Here is a 14,807-nt window from a genome sequence, read left to right as displayed (position 1 = left end):
TGACCTGGAGTGCGCTCCAGGTCACAGAGTGGGAAGTGACGGCTGAGAAAGCGAAGACCCGCTACGAGACGTGAGGGACGGCAATGCGCGTTGGACTCCAGATTCCGAGCTTCACCCACCCCGGCGGCCCCGAGGAGATCGCCCCGGCGTTCGGGCGCATGGCCCGCGAGGCCGACCAGGGCGGGCTGCACTCGCTGTGGGTGATGGACCACTTCTTCCAGATCCGCGGGGTGGGGCCCTCGGAGGACCCCATGCTCGAGGGCTACACCGCGCTCGCCTACGCGGCCGCGCTCACCGAGCGGATCACGCTCGGGACGATGGTCACCGGCGTCACGTACCGGGAGCCCGGCATCCTCGTCAAGACGGTGACGACGCTGGACGTCCTGTCGGGCGGGCGGGCCTGGCTCGGCATCGGCGCGGCGTGGAACGAGGAGGAGTCGCGGGGCCTCGGCGTCGCGTTCCCGCCCACCGCGGAGCGTTTCGAACGGCTGGAGGAGACGCTGCGGATCGCCCGCCAGATGTGGGAGGGCGACGAGGCGCCGTTCGAGGGCGAGCACTACAGGCTGGAGCGGCCCCTGAACTCGCCGCCCGCGCTGCGCCGCCCGCACCCACCGATCCTCATCGGCGGAGGCGGGGAGAAGAAGACGCTCCGGTTCGTCGCGAAGTACGCCGACGCCTGCAACCTCTTCGACGGCGACGAACTGCCGCACAAGCTGGACGTGCTGCGGGAGCACTGCGAGCGCGAGGGCCGCGACTACGGCGAGATCGAGAAGACGGCGCTGACACTGCTGGAGGGCACGCCGTCGGCCGACCAGGCCGCCGACACGATCGGGCGGCTCGCGGAGCGCGGCATCGACCACGCGATCTTCTCGCAGCGCACCGGGCAGGACCTCGCCCCCGTCCTCGCCGAGGCCCTCACCCGGACCGAGAAGATCGTCCCGGCCGGCCGCTGAGCCGGGCGCTGGGCGGCCTCACGCCGCGGCGGGGGTGAACACCCACTTCTTGTACGACCAGTAGCGGAACGCCGAGCCGAGCCCGACGCCGGCGAGCAGCCCGAGGTTGTAGGCGACCCCGCCGTGGAGGCCGAGGGTGTAGTAGGTGAAACCGGTGCACAGCACCTGGATCAGCAGGCCGACGCCGTTCAGCGCGAAGAAGATCGCGACCTCCCGGCCGGAGCCGTCGCTGTCGCGGTGCCGGAACGTCCAGAAGCGGTTGAGCAGGTAGGAGGACAGCGTGGACACCACGGCCGGCACCACGACGCTGGTGACCGGGCTGCCGCCGAGCCACGCGCGCATCAGGTTGGCGCCGAAGATCATGATCAGCGTGCCGACGCACCCCACGAAACCAAAACTGAGGAGTTCACGGAGGAATGTCCGGTACGCCGGGGCGGACGAGACCGTTTTAGCGGGTCTCGACCGCTGCATGGTGTCCACCCGCCCAGACCTTACCTGAGTAGGACATATACGGAAGTCGCAAGCCGGTCAAAGATCAGGATCCGTGACCGGCCCGCGACCCGCCGTGGCGGCCGCCGGGGCCAGCAGGACGATCAGCCCGGCCAGCGCCACCGGGACGGCCAGCGCCCACGTCAGCCCCACGCCCTGCGCGACGAACCCGATGACCGGCGGGCCGCCGAGCAGGCCGAGGTAGCCGACCCCGGTGACCCGGGAGATCCCGGCCGCGGCGGGCACGCCGGGGACGTTGCCGGCCGCGCTGAACGTGACGGGCGCCACCACCGCGACCCCGAGGCCGAACAGCGTGAAACCGGCCACCGCCGCGGTCGGGTCGCCGGCCGCGAGGCCCAGCCCGAGACCGAGCGCGGCGACCAGCGAGCCCGCCCGCAGCACCCGGACCGGCCCGAAGCGCGCGACCACCTGGTCGCCGGTGAGCCGCCCCACGGTCATCGCCACCGCGCACCCGGCGTAGCCGAGGCCCGCCACGCCGGGCCCGGTGCCGAGGTTCTCCCGCAGGTGGATCGCGCTCCAGTCCGCCATGGCGCCCTCGCCGACGAACGAGCACAGCCCGATCACGCCGAGCATGAGCAGCGGCCACCGGGACCGCGGCCCGGCGGCGGGCACGGCGCCGGCCGGCTCGGGCACGGCGTCCGCGGAACGGTCGAGCAGGTTCCTGCAGGACGCCAGGACCAGCACGGCGAGGACGGCGGCGGCCACCGCCAGGTGCAGCGGCACGGGCACCCCCGCGTGGGCGGCACCCGCGCCGGCCAGCGCGGCGAGCAGCGTCCCGATGCTGTAGGAGCCGTGCAGGCCGGACATCAGCGGGCGGCCGTACCCGCGCTCGACGGCCACGCCCTGCGCGTTCATCGCCACGTCCATCAGGCCGAGGGAGGCGCCCATCAGCAGCAGGGCGCAGATCAGCGCGCCGAGGTTCCAGGCGAGGCCGAGCGGCACCAGCGACACCGCGCAGGCGACCCCGGCCCCGGCCGTCGCCGCCCGGCTCCCCCACCGCGCGACGATCGGGCCCGCGAACCGCACCGCCGCGACGAGGCCGGCGGGCGCGCCGAGCAGCGCCACGCCCATCGCGCCCTCGCCCAGCCCGAGATGCTCCTTGATCTGCGGGATGCGGGCGACCCAGGCGGCGCCGATCAGGCCGTGCGCGGCGAACACCAGCGTCACCGCGACACGGGCGCGCCCGAGCACCGCGAGATTCTCCGTGACCACCGGCCCGACTGTACGTGCCCGGCGGTCGGCCCTCACACCAGATCGGCGAGCGGCACGGCGGCGTCGGCGAGACGGACCGCGTCCACCGGCCGCCCGGAGCGGATCAGCGCCTGCACGTCCCCGGTGACGTCCCACACGTTGACGTTCATCCCGGCGACGACCCGGCCGCCGGACAGCCAGAACGCGATGAACTCCCCTCCCTCGGCGTCGCCGCGGTACACGATCTCGTCGTACTCCCCCGGCGCCACGGCGCCCGACATCTCCATCCCGAGGTCGTACTGGTCGCTGAAGAAGTAGGGGACCCGGTCGTAGACGACGTCCTGGCCGAGCATGGCGCGGGCGGCGGCGGGCCCGCCGTTCAGCGCGTTCGCCCAGTGCTCCACGCGGATCCGGCGCCCGAGCAGCGGGTTGTAGGCGTTGGCGGCGTCCCCGGCCGCGAAGATGTCGGGGTCGGACGTGCGCAGCGACTGGTCGACGAGGATCCCGTCCGACACCTCCAGCCCGGCCGCCTCCGCGAGCGCGGTGTCCGGCTTCACCCCGATGCCGACGATCACCACGTCCGCGGGCACCTCGGCGCCGCCCGAGGTGACGACGGCCGACACCTGCCCGGCGCCCCAGAAGCCGGCGACGCCCTCGTCCAGCCGCAGGATGACGCCGTTGCGGCGGTGCAGGTCGGCGAACCTGCCGCCGAGCTCGGGCCCCATCGCGGCGTGCAGCGGCGTCGGCTCCGGCTCGATGATCGTCACGTCGTTGCCGTAGGCGCGGGCGGCCGCGGCGGTCTCCAGCCCGATCCAGCCCGCCCCGGCCACGACGACCCGCCGCCCGCCGTGCGCGAGCGCCTGCTTCAGCGCCGCCGCGTCGGCCATCGTCCGCAGGTAGTGGATGCCCTGCAGCTTGGACCCGGGGACGTCCAGCCGCCTCGGGGTGGCGCCGGTCGCCAGCAGCAGCCGGTCGTAGGAGATCGGTTCCTTGGTGGACAGCCTGACCTGGTGCGCGTCCCGGTCGATCGACGCGACCGACATACCGACCCGCAGCTCCACGTCGTGCTTGTCGTACCAGTCCGCCTCGTGGACGTGGGCCTTCTCGCGCGGCTCCTTGTCCAGCAGGAAGCCCTTGGAGAGCGGCGGCCGCTCGTAGGGCCGCTCGATCTCGTCCCCGACCAGGACCACTCTGCCCGCGAAGCCCTCCTCGCGCAGGGTCTCCGCCGCCTTGGCACCCGCCAGGCCGGCACCGGCGATGACGAACGTCTCCTCGGGCATGGCGACCTCCTGTAGTTGACCTGTAGCTATCCCTACAGCGGCCTCCGTAACGAGACAAGGGCCGCCGATGGGCGCGTCGGGGCATATTCCTCCCCCGCGCGCGGCCCCCCGGGACGTCAGCGCGCGCGATCGCCCAGCCTGCGGTGCCGGGCCACCGCGGACAGGTCGGTCAGCGAGGCGATCTGGTCGATCACGGCGCGCAGCCGGGCCGCGTCGTCGCCGGCGTCCACGAACGCGTCCTGGAACCCCGGGTCGAGGGTGCCGGGCGCTCCGGCCAGCATCATCTCGGCCAGCTCGGTGATCAGCGTCCGCTGGCGGGCCCTGATCTCCTCGTGGCTGATCCACACGTAGTGCGCCGTGATGCCCTTGAGCAGCGCGTTCTCCAGCCGCTGCGCGCGCGGGACGATCAGCTCGGCCGCGTACCGGGTCAGCGGGCGGTCGCCGTAGGCCTCCCGGGTCGCGGTCTCGGCGGCCAGGCAGAACCGCCCGATGAGGGTGCTGGTCAGGTTCTTCAGGGCGGCGAGGCTGCGCGGGGTGCCGTCGTAGCGGTCCGGCCAGCACGGCTCGGCCAGCAGCGCCGCGAAGCACTCCTCCAGCTCGGCCGGCGCGGCGTCCGGGCAGTACAGCTTGGCCGCCGTCGCGGCGACGAGGCGGCGCTCGGCGGGATCGGCGAGCCGGACGAAGTCGACGTGCCCGGCGACCAGCGCGTCCTCCAGGTCGTGGACGGAGTAGGCGACGTCGTCGCTCCAGTCCATGACCTGGGCCTCGAAGCACGTCCGGCCCGGGGCGGCGCCCTCCCGGACCCAGCGCGCCACGTCCACGTCGTCGTCGTAGACGCCGAACTTGCCGTTCACGGCCTCCGCCTGGGACCACGGGTACTTCATCGCGGCGTCCAGCGCGGCCCGGGTCAGGTTGAGCCCGACGCTGCGCCCGTGCAGCGGCGGGCCGTCCGGCGCGAACGACTTGGGCTCCAGCCGCGTCAGGACGCGCAGGCTCTGCGCGTTGCCCTCGAAGCCGCCGCAGTCGCGGGCGACGATGTCGAGCGCGTACTCGCCGTTGTGGCCGAACGGCGGGTGCCCGATGTCGTGCGACAGGCAGGCCGTCTCCACCAGGTCGGGGTCGCAGCCGAGCGACTTGCCGAGCTCGCGGCCGACCTGCGCGCATTCGAGCGAGTGGGTGAGCCGGGTGCGCAGGCTCTGCACGGTGTCGGCGGCGGCGTCCGCGCCGGGCGAGGCCACCTGCGTCTTGGCGGCCAGCCGCCGCAGCGCCGCGCTGTGCAGCACGCGGGCCCGGTCGCGCTCGAACGCCGTCCGGTCGCGGCGCTTGGCGGGCTCGGGCGCCCACCGCCGCCGGTCGCGGTCGGCATACCCCTGGTTCGCGTTGGTCGTCATGGCCCTATCCAGGGTAAAGGGGCGCGGTGGGCATCAGCCGCCCGGCGAGGCGGGCGGGGCCGAGGTGGCCGTCTCGGAGGGGTCGATGCGGATGCGCTTGATGGTCTCGTCCGGCACCTGGACGCTCTTGCCGAGCAGCACGTACGACAGGTACCCGCCGGTCTCCCGGAGGATGTAGTTGAACTGGGTGTCGCGGGTCTGCACGCTCGGGCCGCTGCGGGTCGGCGAGGCGGCGGCCTCGATGCCGTTGTCCTCGGCCATCTTCTTGGACCGCAGCCCGTGCCACGGGTCGGTGACGATCACGCCGGACGACCAGTGGTGCCGGTCGAACTCCTTGCCGACGGCCCTCATGCTCTCCAGCGTGTCGCGCCCCACGGGCACCGCGAAGACCCTGGACGCGGGCACGCCGCCCTTCTCGATCAGCCAGGTGCGGCCGGTGCCCGCCTCGGTGTAGTTGTCGCCGGGGGCCTTGCCGCCGACGGTCACGATGGCGGGCGCGACACCCTTGCGGTAGAGGTCGAGGGCGTGCTGGAGCCGCCACTGCAGCGTGGGGGACGGCGCCCCGTTGTACTGCGCGGCGCCGAGCACGATGATCGCGTCGGAGCGGGGGCGCTCGTCCTGGCGGGCCTGGTACCAGATCCGCGCCCCGACGACGGCGGGCGTCAGCACGGCGATCGCCAGCAGCCCGGTGACGATGCCGAGCGGGACCGTGATCCACTTGGGCCTGCGGCGCCGGACGCGCTTCTTCGGCTCGGGGGCCTCGTCCCCGGGCTCGTCCGCTCCGCGGTCTTCAGCCGGCGGCTCCGGCAATTCCACTTCCAACGTCATCGCATCGGACACGTTAGTGAGATGGTCCGGCACATGCGCCAGGTTCGCCAGGACGGTGTGTGGCGTTGGTCCCTTTCTTCCCCGGCGGGCCCGGTGGACTCCCGGCGGCACGCCGCCGTGAGGCGCGGCGGGCCGCCGGGAGGGGCGCTCAGCGGCTGTCGCTGCCGCCGGACTCCGCGTCCGCCTCGATCGCGGCGCGGCCCGCCTCCAGCCGGGCGACGGGGATGCGGAACGGCGAGCAGGACACGTAGTCGAGGCCGACCTCGTGGCAGAAGTGCACCGAGTCGGGGTCGCCGCCGTGCTCGCCGCAGATGCCGAGCTTGATGCCGGGGCGCGCCCTGCGCCCCTCCTCCGCGGCGATCCGGACCAGCCGCCCGACGCCCTCCCGGTCGAGGGTCTCGAACGGCGACACCCCGAAGATGCCGAGTTCCAGGTAGCGGGAGAAGAACGCCGCCTCGACGTCGTCCCGGGAGAAGCCCCAGGTCGTCTGGGTGAGGTCGTTGGTGCCGAAGGAGAAGAACTCGGCGGCCTCGGCGATCTGCCCGGCGGTCAGCGCGGCCCGCGGCAGCTCGATCATGGTGCCGATCAGCGCGGGGACGTCGACGCCGGTGTCCCGCCGGACCGCGCCCAGGATCTCGCGGGCCTCGTCCCGGACGGCCTCCAGCTCCTGGACCGCGCCGACGAGCGGGATCATGATCTCCGGCCGCGGGTCGCCGCCGGCCCGGCTGCGGGCGGCGGCGGCCTCGGCGATCGCGCGGACCTGCATGGCGAACAGGCCGGGAATCGCCAAACCGAGCCGCACTCCGCGCAGGCCCAGCATAGGGTTCTGCTCGTGCAGCCGGTTGACCGCCTCGAGCAGCCTGCGGTCCTTGGCGTCCGCGTCCTCGCCCGCGAGCGCGACCCTGACCGACAGCTCGGTGATGTCGGGGAGGAACTCGTGCAGCGGCGGGTCGATGAGCCGGATCGTGACCGGCAGCCCGTCCATGGCCTCGAAGATGCCCTCGAAGTCGCTCTTCTGCAGCGGCTCCAGGGCGTCCAGCGCGGCCTGCCGCTCCTTGCCGTCCTCGGCGAGGATGAGCTTCTCGACCAGCTGCCGGCGGTCGCCGAGGAACATGTGCTCGGTGCGGCACAGCCCGATGCCGGCCGCGCCGAACCGGCGCGCCCGCGCCGAGTCCCCGGGGTTGTCGGAGTTCGCGCGGACCTTGAGCGCGGCGCGCGCGTCGGCGTGCGCCATGACGCGGTCGACGGCCTTGACGAGGTCGCCGCCGTCCGCGGCCGTCAGCTGCCCCTCGAAGTACTGGACGACCGGGGAGTCCTCGACGGGCACCTCGCCGAGGTAGACGTCGCCGGACGTCCCGTCGATCGAGATCACGTCGCCCTCGCGCACCGTCAGGTCGCCGGGGGCGGTGAAGTGCCCGTTCTTGACGTCGACGTCCAGCTCCTCGGCGCCGCAGACGCAGGTCTTGCCCATGCCGCGGGCGACGACGGCGGCGTGCGAGGTCTTGCCGCCGCGGGACGTCAGCACGCCCTGCGCCGCGACCATCCCGGCGAGGTCGTCGGGGTTGGTCTCCCGGCGGACGAGGATCACGTCCTCGCCGCGCCCGGCGAGCTCCACGGCCCGCTCGGAGGTGAACACCGCCTTGCCGACGGCGGCGCCCGGCGAGGCGTTCATGCCCTTGGTGAGCTTGCGGACGCCGTCGACCCGGGCTGCGAAGCGCGGGAACATCAGCTGGGCGAGCTGGTCGCCGGTGACGCGGCGGGCGGCCTCGTCCAGGTCGATCAGCCCCTGGTCGAGCAGCTGGCAGGCGATGCGGAACGCCGCGGCGGCCGTCCGCTTGCCGACCCGGGTCTGCAGCATCCAGAGCTTCCCGCGCTCGATCGTGAACTCGATGTCGCACATGTCGCGGTAGTGGTTCTCCAGCGTCTCCATGATCTGGAGAAGCCGGTCGTAGGACGCCTTGTCGATCCGCTCCAGCTCCTTCAGCGGGACGGTGTTGCGGATGCCGGCGACGACGTCCTCGCCCTGCGCGTTCTGCAGGTAGTCGCCGTAGACGCCCTGCTGCCCGGACGCGGGGTCGCGGGTGAACGCGACGCCCGTCCCGGAGTCCATGCCCATGTTGCCGAAGACCATCGAGCAGATGTTCACGGCGGTGCCGAGGTCGACCGGGATGCGCTCCTGGCGGCGGTACAGGATGGCGCGGGGCGCGTTCCAGGAGTCGAACACCGCCTTGACGGCCAGGTCCATCTGCTCGCGCGGGTCGGTCGGGAAGTCCCGCCCCGCCTGCTCCTGGACGATGCCCTTGAACCGGCCGACGAGCTCCTTGAAGTCCTCGGCGGTCAGGTCCGCGTCGTCGTCGCTGCCGCGGGCCCGCTTGACCTCCTCGACCGCGTCCTCGAACAGGTCGCCGTCGATGTCCATGACGGTCTTGCCGAACATCTGGATCAGCCGCCGGTAGGAGTCCCAGGCGAACCGCTCGTCCCCGGCTTGCGCCGCGAGGCCGTGCACGGACTCGTCGTTCAGCCCGACGTTCAGGACGGTCTCCATCATTCCCGGCATGCTGAACTTGGCCCCGGAGCGCACGCTGACGAGCAGCGGGTCGTCGCTCTGGCCGAGCCTCTTGCCCATCGCGGACTCCAGCGCGGCCAGGTGCCGGTTCACCTCGTCCGCCAGCCCCTCGGGCAGGGTCCCGTGCTCGAGGTAGTGCCGGCAGGCCTCCGCGGTGATCGTGAACCCGGGGGGCACGGGCAGTCCGAGGTTGGTCATCTCGGCCAGGTTGGCGCCCTTGCCGCCCAGCAGATCCTTGAGGTCCTTGTTTCCCTCAGTGAAGTCGTACACGAACTTCGGCACGGGGAGCTCCTTCTCGCTCCGGTTCCACCCAGTGACAGTTCCGGGTCCGCCCGCACGAGGGCGCGCGACGTCGCGTTCCCCCAGGCGGCGGCGGGTCCGCTGTCCTGTTTGCCGGGACTGTACCCGCGAAGTCGGGACTTGCTCGGCGCCCCATGCGCCGGGGCGCGTTATCCCAGCTCAGACTGCGGATAATGGTCTATTCCACTGGTGAGACCGGGGACACACGACGGCAACGCGCGACCCGGCGGGGCCGTCCCGGACCATGGCACGCACGACTGGCATACCCACCGCGCTGGAGAGGGAATGATGGATCAAGGAGGTGAGGTTGTGAGGCCGAGAGTCGCCGGCGGCCGGGCGGGAGATCCGTTCGCCCCCATAGCCGATTTCGGGTTCCTGTCCGACTGCGAGACGACCGCCCTGGTCGCGCCGAGCGGCAACATCGAGTGGATGTGCCTGCCGAAGATGGACTCCCCGAGCGTGTTCGGGTCCATCCTGGACCGGGACGCCGGGTACTTCCGGGTCGGCCCCGCGGGCGTCGAGGTGCCCGCGGCGCAGCGCTACATCCCCGGCACCATGGTGATGGAGACCACCTGGTGGGTGCACGGCGGCTGGCTCGTCGTGACGGACGCGCTGCTGATGGGCCCCTGGCACCACGAGACGGAGCGGTCCCACACCCACCGCAGGGCGCCCACCGACTACGACGCCGACCACGTCCTGCTGCGGATGGTCCGGTGCGTGAACGGCCAGGTCCAGGTCCGGCTCGACTGCATGCCGGTGTTCGACTACGGCCAGACCCCGGCGCGGTGGGAGCACACCGGCGCCGGGTACCACGAGGCCGTCGCGCGCGGGAACGGCGTGGGCCTACGCCTCAGCACCGACATGAACGTCGGGTTCGAGGGGTCGCTCGCCACGTCCCGGACGCTGCTCAAGCAGGGCGAGTCCCGCTTCGTGGCGCTGTCGTGGAGCGAGCACGCGGCGCCGTCGTCATGGGAGGAGGCGCAGGAGCGGCTGGTGTGGACCGTCCACCACTGGCAGCACTGGCTCGACCGGGGCCGCTTCCCCGACCACCCGTGGCGCAGCCACCTGCAGCGCAGCGCGCTCACGCTGAAGGGCCTGACGTTCGCGCCGTCCGGGGCGGTCGCGGCCGCCGCGACGACGTCGCTGCCGGAGACGCCGGGCGGCGACCGCAACTGGGACTACCGCTACACCTGGATCCGCGACTCCACGATGGCGCTGTGGGCCTTCTACACGCTCGGCTACGACTGGGAGGCCAACGACTTCTTCTACTTCATCACCGACGTCGCCGAGGCCGCCGAGGGCAAGCTGCAGATCATGTACGGGCTGGACGGGCGGGAGGAACTGCCCGAGTCCACGCTCGAGCACCTCTCCGGCTACGACGACGCCCGCCCGGTCCGCATCGGCAACGAGGCGTACATGCAGGCGCAGCACGACGTGTGGGGCGCGATCATCGGCTCCATCTACCTGTTCGTGCGCCGCCGCGACCGGCTGGACGACCGGCTGTGGAAGATCGTCGTCAGGCAGGTGGAGGACGCCCTCGCCAACTGGCGGACGCCCGACTGCGGCATGTGGGAGGTGCGCGGCGAGCCGCAGCACTTCACCTCGTCCAAGATCTTCTGCTGGGTCGCGGCCGACCGCGGCGCGCGGCTCGCCCGCGTCCGCGGCGACCAGGAGCGGGCGCGCCGCTGGCAGGCCGCCGCCGACGAGATCCACGCCGACGTCCTCGCCAACGCGCTGGACGAGCGCGGCGTCTTCACGGCCCACTACGGCGCCACCGCCCTGGACGCGTCGGCGCTGCTGATCCCGCTGCTCGGGTTCCTGCCCTCCGACGACAAGCGCGTCCGCGAGACCGTCCTCGCCATCGCCGACGAGCTGTCGGAGGACGACCTCGTCCTGCGCTACCGGGCGACGGAGACCGACGACGGCTTCGACTCGGAGGAGGGCACCTTCACCATCTGCTCCTTCTGGCTGGTCAGCGCACTGGTGATGATCGGCGAGCTGGACCGGGCGCGCGCCCTGTGCGAGAAGCTGCTGTCCTACGCGAGCCCGCTGCAGCTGTACGCCGAGGAGATCGACCCGCACACCGGGCGGCACCTCGGCAACTTCCCGCAGGCGTTCACCCACCTGGCCCTGATCAACGCGGTCATGCAGGTGATCCGCGCCGAGAACGGCGAACCCCAACCGCCCCTGGCCTGACGCCGCGGTGGCCGGGGCCCGCGCCCCGGCCACCCGATTCCTTGATCACAAGTCGGCGACGACCGCCAGAAATGCCGCTTTTCCGGAGAGTTCCGGCTACGTTTCCGCCGTGACCACACCGCCGCCCGCTGACAACGTCCCGGACACCCTTGACTCTCCCCCGGCCTGGGCCCCGCCCGACGCCCCCGAGCCCACCGCGTCCACCGAACCGCCGGCCGGCCTACCCGAGCCCCCACCGGAGGCCGAGAGCCCGGCCGGCAGCGTCCCGCGGCGAACGAACACGCTCGCGGTGGTCGCGCTCGTCACCGCCCTCCTCGGGCTCGTCCTGCTCGGGATCGGGTTCGCCGTCGCCGCGCTGGTCCAGACCGGCCGCCGCGGCGAGAAGGGCAGAGGCCTCGCCATCGCCGCCCTCGCCGCCTCGGTCGTGTGGCTCGCCGCCGCGGCGGGCACGGCGGCCGTGCTCGGCGGCTCCGTGTTCTCGCCCGGGAGCAGAGGATCCGACCCGTCCCGGCCTGACGGCTACGTGCTGCCCTCGACGCTGAAGGTCGGCGACTGCTTCACGGCGAAGACCCACGACTCCGCCGACCCGCTGGTGTTCCCCAGCGCCTGCGACCATCCTCACAACGGTGAGGTCATCGCCAAGGCGACGCTGCCCGCCGGCCCGTACCCGGGAGCCTCGAAACTCGCCGAGCAGGCCGGGGCGGTGTGCAAGGAGCACGTCCCGGACAAGGTGAAGGACGTCATCGACGCCGACTTCGACCCGCGGGCCGGGGTTCCCGGCCGAGAGGACTGGAACGACGGGAAGCGCGAGGTGACGTGCATGCTCGTCTACGTCGGGAAGAACAACACGCTCACCACGCCGATCGCGGGCGCGTACATCCTTCCGCGGACCTTGAGGCCCGTGAACCCGGGCGACTGCATGGAGAAGTGGGTGGTTTACGGCGGTCAGCCCCTCGTCGAGTGCACCGACGAGCACCGGGTCCAGGTACTCGCGATCTTCGAGATCCGGGGGAAGGACTACCCGGGAAAGAAGGCGATCGAGGAAATCGCCATCAACGGCTGTGCCGAGCGCGGGGCGGCGATCTGGAAGGGGGCACCACCGCCGCTCGACCTCGTCGACTTCGCGTACGTCACGCCGACGAAGGCGAGCTGGCGATCGGGTGATCGCGAGGTGACCTGCCTCCTGGAGGCCAGGGAGGGCACGCTGCGGCGGTCGCTGGTGCCGGCGCAGTGAGCGTGGGTGCCGCCGGCGCCTTGGGGGGCGCCGGCGGCACCCTGTGTCAGACGACGGCGCCGGAGTCGTCGGGGGTGCGGTGGGTGGGCTTGCGCTTGCTCTTGGGCTGCGGAGGCGGGGTCTTCGTGTGGCGCTCCAGGACGACGGCGATGGGCGTCGCGGTGAAGACGCTGGAGTACGTGCCGACGACGATGCCGATCAGGAGCGCGATGGCGAAGTCGGTCAGCGAGTCGCCGCCGAGGAACGCCAGCGCCGCCAGGATGAACAGCGCCCCCATCCCGGTGTTGATCGTCCGCGGGACGGTCTGCAGGGTGCCCCGGTTCGCGATGTCGGCGAAGCGGCCCTTGGGGTTGGCCGTCCACTTCTCCCGGACGCGGTCGAACACCACGACCGAGTCGTTCACCGAGTACCCGATGATGGTGAGCAGCGCGGCGAGGAAGACGCCGTCGATGGGTTTGCCCAGCCAGGCGAAGATGCCGGTGACGATCGCGATGTCGTGGAACATGGCGATCACCGAGCCGGCCGCGAACGTCCAGCGGAACCGGATCGTCAGGTAGGCGAGCTGCACCAGCAGGGCGACGCCGAGGGCGATGAGCGCCTTCTTGCGCAGCTCGTCGCCGAGGCTCGGGCCGATCAGCTCGTCGCGCTGCTTGGTGGCGCCGCCGCCCTCCTTCGCGAGGGCGTCCTTGATGCGCTGCTCCTCCTCGTTGGTGAGGTCGGTCGTCCGGACGGAGATGTCGTCCTGACCGGACGTCTGGACGACGGCGCGCGGGAACCCGGCGGAGGCGACGGCGGAGCGGGCGGTGTCGATGTCGACGTGCCGGCTGGTGGAGTACTCGACCAGGCGCCCCCCGGTGAACTCGACGCCGAAGTTCAGGCCCCGGGCGAAGATCCCGGTCACCGCGAGGACGACGGCGAGGGCGGAGACGCCGAGCCACAGCCGGCTGCGCTTCATCAGGTCGGGGCCGCTCTCCTCCAGCCACCGCCGGATCCGGCCGGCGCCGCCGAGGCCGCCCGCCTTCCCCTTGGCGAGCCTCGGCATGCGCGCGGCGGCGGCGTCGGTGAGGACGCGGCTCACCAGCATCGCGGAGATGAGGGAGCCGATCACGCCGATGGTCAGCGTGACGCCGAAGCCCTTGACCGGGCCGGAGGCCAGGAAGAACAGCAGGCCGCCGGCGAGCAGCGTGGTGACGGCCGAGTCGGCGATCGCCGACCACGCCTTGTCGAAGCCGACGGCCAGCGCCGCCCGCGCGCTGCGGCGGGGCGCCGCGGCCCGTTCCTCCCGCGCCCGTTCGAAGGCCAGCACGTTGGCGTCGATCGCCATGCCGATGGCCAGTACGAACCCGGCGAGTCCGGGCAGGGTGAGGGTCGCGCCGACCGCGACGAGGGCGCCGTAGGAGATCAGCGCGTATCCGGCGAGCGCGACGGTGGCGAGGAAGCCGACGAGGCGGTAGACGGCGACGATGAACAGGCCCGTGAGGATGATGCCGATGACGGCGGCGCGGGCGCTGGCGTCGATGGCCTCGTCGCCCAGCGTCGGGCCGACCACCCGCTGCTCGATGATCTTCACGGGGACGGGCAGCGAGCCGCCCTGGATGAGCGCCGCGAGGTCCTTGGCCTCGCCGGCGCTGAAGTCGCCGGTGATCTGGGTGGACCCGCCGGTGATGCCGACGCCGCAGCTCACGCTCTCGGTGACCTGCGGCGAGGAGATCACCTTGCCGTCCAGGACGATCGCGACGCGCCGCTCGTCGCCCATCGCGCAGGCCGCCTTGGCGGTCACCCTCTCCCAGGTCTTGCCGCCGTCGCCCTTGAACTTGACGTTGACGGCCCAGCCGCCGAGGTTCTGCGGGTCGTAGGAGGCGCTCGCCTCGCCGATCCCGGCGCCGGTGAGCGCGGCGGGGCCGATGATGATCGGCTGCCCGCTCTCGTCCGGGATCAGCTGCTGCCCCTTGTCGGGCTTGCCGTCGTTGGGCACCACGGGGTGTGCGGTGAGCTGCGCGGTCTTGCCGATCGCCGCGGTCGCGCGGGTCGGGTCCTGGACGTCGGGCAGCTCGACGATCAGCCGCCGGTCGCCGGACCGGGTGATGGACGACTCGGCGACGCCGAGCGCGTCGACGCGCCGCTGCAGGACCTCCCGGGCGCGGTCGGTGGACTCCCGGTCGGCCTTCACCGTCGGGGAGTCCTGGGTCTCGAGAACGATCTGGGTGCCGCCGCGCAGGTCGAGGCCGAGGCGGGCGGGCTTGGACCAGGCGAAGTAGAACGATGTGGCGAGCACGGCGAACGCCAGTACCGCCCGCACCACGTTGGCGCGAGTCAAAGGGAAACCTCCACACGGGCTCGGCGCCGCACGTCCCCGTG

10 protein-coding genes are annotated in these 14,807 nt (G+C 72.5%); 3 read left to right on the top strand and 7 right to left on the bottom strand.

Going from position 1 to position 14,807, the window contains the following annotated elements; genetic code table 11:
• The first annotated feature begins 83 nt into the window (after positions 1-83).
• The gene (locus K8Z49_RS44465) at positions 84-953 is read left to right on the top strand and encodes an LLM class F420-dependent oxidoreductase (RefSeq protein WP_075019751.1); all 870 of its coding nucleotides are present in this window, start codon (positions 84-86) and stop codon (positions 951-953) included.
• 18 nt (positions 954-971) lie between these two features.
• Here K8Z49_RS44465 and K8Z49_RS44460 read toward each other — a convergent pair whose 3' ends face one another.
• The 6 genes from K8Z49_RS44460 to ppdK all read right to left on the bottom strand — a co-directional run bounded on the left by K8Z49_RS44460 (position 972) and on the right by ppdK (position 9,001).
• Complete coding sequence (locus K8Z49_RS44460) at positions 972-1,340, bottom strand: GtrA family protein (RefSeq protein ID WP_021596623.1); 369 nt, start codon at positions 1,338-1,340, stop codon at positions 972-974.
• Positions 1,341-1,481: 141 nt separating this feature from the next.
• Complete coding sequence (locus tag K8Z49_RS44455) at positions 1,482-2,675, bottom strand: MFS transporter (RefSeq protein ID WP_024936009.1); 1,194 nt, start codon at positions 2,673-2,675, stop codon at positions 1,482-1,484.
• 32 nt (positions 2,676-2,707) lie between these two features.
• Complete coding sequence (locus K8Z49_RS44450) at positions 2,708-3,934, bottom strand: NAD(P)/FAD-dependent oxidoreductase (RefSeq protein WP_075019749.1); 1,227 nt, start codon at positions 3,932-3,934, stop codon at positions 2,708-2,710.
• A gap of 116 nt (positions 3,935-4,050) precedes the next feature.
• The gene (locus K8Z49_RS44445; protein ID WP_021597810.1) at positions 4,051-5,325 is read right to left on the bottom strand and encodes a deoxyguanosinetriphosphate triphosphohydrolase; all 1,275 of its coding nucleotides are present in this window, start codon (positions 5,323-5,325) and stop codon (positions 4,051-4,053) included.
• A 33-nt stretch (positions 5,326-5,358) separates the two neighbouring features.
• Entirely contained in the window at positions 5,359-6,153 is a 795-nt protein-coding gene (locus K8Z49_RS44440; protein WP_412516955.1) for a YdcF family protein, read from the bottom strand.
• 148 nt (positions 6,154-6,301) lie between these two features.
• On the bottom strand, positions 6,302-9,001 hold the full coding sequence (gene ppdK / locus K8Z49_RS44435) for a pyruvate, phosphate dikinase (RefSeq protein ID WP_412516954.1): 2,700 nt from the start codon (positions 8,999-9,001) through the stop codon (positions 6,302-6,304).
• Between the two features lie 327 nt (positions 9,002-9,328).
• Here ppdK and K8Z49_RS44430 point away from each other — a divergent pair, with 327 nt between their 5' ends.
• The gene (locus K8Z49_RS44430) at positions 9,329-11,215 is read left to right on the top strand and encodes a glycoside hydrolase family 15 protein (protein WP_021597807.1); all 1,887 of its coding nucleotides are present in this window, start codon (positions 9,329-9,331) and stop codon (positions 11,213-11,215) included.
• Positions 11,216-11,324: 109 nt separating this feature from the next.
• Positions 11,325-12,449 carry a septum formation family protein gene (locus K8Z49_RS44425; RefSeq protein WP_412516953.1) on the top strand — a complete coding sequence of 375 codons (1,125 nt, stop codon included), beginning with the start codon at positions 11,325-11,327 and terminating at the stop codon, positions 12,447-12,449.
• Between the two features lie 46 nt (positions 12,450-12,495).
• Here the strand turns inward: K8Z49_RS44425 and secD are convergent, their stop codons facing one another.
• On the bottom strand, positions 12,496-14,766 hold the full coding sequence (gene secD / locus K8Z49_RS44420; protein WP_412516952.1) for a protein translocase subunit SecD: 2,271 nt from the start codon (positions 14,764-14,766) through the stop codon (positions 12,496-12,498).
• Between the last annotated feature and the right edge of the window lie 41 nt (positions 14,767-14,807).

The sequence above is a fragment of the Actinomadura madurae genome, from assembly GCF_047130825.1.
Lineage (GTDB): Bacteria > Actinomycetota > Actinomycetes > Streptosporangiales > Streptosporangiaceae > Spirillospora > Spirillospora madurae.
The sequence above is the reverse complement of the archived record's forward strand: the minus strand, read 5'-3'. Positions and strand labels throughout refer to the sequence as shown.

What these genes read in the sequence shown, in the direction of transcription:
- K8Z49_RS44465 (WP_075019751.1), top strand. Translation starts at nt 84, where the DNA reads ATGCGCGTTGGACTCCAGATTCCGAGCTTCACCCACCCCGGCGGCCCC.
- K8Z49_RS44450 (WP_075019749.1), bottom strand. Translation starts at nt 3,934, where the DNA reads ATGCCCGAGGAGACGTTCGTCATCGCCGGTGCCGGCCTGGCGGGTGCC.
- K8Z49_RS44445 (WP_021597810.1), bottom strand. Translation starts at nt 5,325, where the DNA reads ATGACGACCAACGCGAACCAGGGGTATGCCGACCGCGACCGGCGGCGG.
- K8Z49_RS44440 (WP_412516955.1), bottom strand. Translation starts at nt 6,153, where the DNA reads ATGACGTTGGAAGTGGAATTGCCGGAGCCGCCGGCTGAAGACCGCGGA.